Consider the following 1,559-nt stretch of genomic DNA (forward strand, 5'->3'; position numbering starts at 1 on the left):
GCTTTATTGTTTTATGCGGAGAGTGGCGGATTGAAAATAAAAATTCAAACACCAACTATCGAAACAAAGCTTTCACACAGCTGAGCGAATAAGGTCTCGATCCTTTTTCTGCATTTCCTGAATACAGACTCAAATGTATTTCAATAGGCTATGATTTTAATGCCTGAGTATTGTATTAATGAACATACTTTATCAACTGCGTTTGAGCCATAAGGCCTAAATGATAACTTAGTAGTTATCATTGATTGTTAGATTCTTAATTTATTTAGGCCTTTTCTAATCTTTTAAGCATCTTTTAAAATGGTTTTAATTCTTAATCTCAATTAATTATTCCGTCCATATCTTTCAAGCACATAAATTTTCGTCTACTATATTTATCGCTAAATGAGGAATGAGAAAGATGTAGTATTTTAATTACCTAGCCAAGTAAAATAGTAAAAAAATACATCACGTTATAAAACCTTAAGGCTTTGCCCAAATTGAGCAAAGAAATGATTGAATAAAGAAAACTGTTTTTTTAAACAATTTATAAATTCGTCAAACCAATAATAAACTAATTAAAAATGAGAGTACCTTCAGTAGCAAGTCTGTCGATATTTGGTGTCTTAAGCCACTTACTTCCATGGCATGATAAATCTCCCCAACCCCAATCGTCAGCATATATGAATACTATATTTGGGCGAGCATTTGTTTGTGCATTTAGATTTACATGCCCTAAACAGAGGGTGAGGCATAACCTAATTAATGATAGATAATTCGCTTTTCCCATTTTCATATTTCATTGTTTAATTTGTTTGTGCTTTTTAGGTTATAAAAAATAAGTAGTCATAGATTGAGTGGCTGTACTGTTAAGAGCAAGATTGTCATTGTTTATTGAAACTTAATCTAGATCGATATACCGAGGTAGTCATTAAACCTCTGGAGTCAGTAGCATTGAAATAAATGGTCTTTGCTCCAATTGGGATATTTGCAGATATTGTGTTACCTGAAACCGTTGCTGATGTTGTGTTCCAATTCCTGACATTCCATGTACCATTATCCAACGTGTAACATAGCTGTGCACTGCTAATTTTGTATTTTGACTTATATGTTACTGATGCTATATTCCCATTGATTTTTGGTGTGTCAAAAGTTGTCAGGGCATCACCTCCCATTAGCACATAATCTGCAAAAGTATAAATTTCATTTAGCTTCATTGGTATATTTTCACCATGAGCCATTCTCACATCATAGCGAATTTTTGAAGGTACTTTCATCTCAGCACAAGATTGGTTTGTCATGGTCATTGGAAAATGGGCATCATTTGTACCGTTTACCCAAAAAGTAGGATATGTTACATTTTTAAAATAGGTGCGGCCATCATAATTGTTTCTAACAAAAGCCTCTTTATCAGTATCAGAAATACCCATATAAGTATCAGCTTCTGTAACGTAACCAGCACCATAAATTGGTATTGCAAACTTGAAACGGTTATCTATACCCATAGTTGTACTGGTTAATAATCCTCCCCAACTTACCCCAATTATTCCAGTTTTATTTGCATTAACTTCCTTAAATGA

The 1,559-nt window shown here is 33.2% G+C and carries 2 protein-coding genes; both read right to left on the reverse strand.

Features of this window, described 5'->3' with window-relative positions:
* Positions 1-553 precede the first annotated feature (553 nt).
* Complete coding sequence (locus ADIARSV_RS05700) at positions 554-775, reverse strand: sulfatase-like hydrolase/transferase (protein ID WP_040299236.1); 222 nt, start codon at positions 773-775, stop codon at positions 554-556.
* An 88-nt stretch (positions 776-863) separates the two neighbouring features.
* Positions 864-1,559: alpha/beta hydrolase family protein (locus ADIARSV_RS05705; RefSeq protein WP_040299238.1), on the reverse strand; the 696-nt coding region annotated here is incomplete at its 5' end.

Source organism: Arcticibacter svalbardensis MN12-7 (assembly GCF_000403135.1).
Taxonomy (GTDB): Bacteria; Bacteroidota; Bacteroidia; order Sphingobacteriales; family Sphingobacteriaceae; genus Arcticibacter; species Arcticibacter svalbardensis.

Bases quoted from the DNA above. Each gene is read 5' to 3' on its own strand.
- ADIARSV_RS05700 (WP_040299236.1), bottom strand. From the start codon at position 775: ATGAAAATGGGAAAAGCGAATTATCTATCATTAATTAGGTTATGCCTC.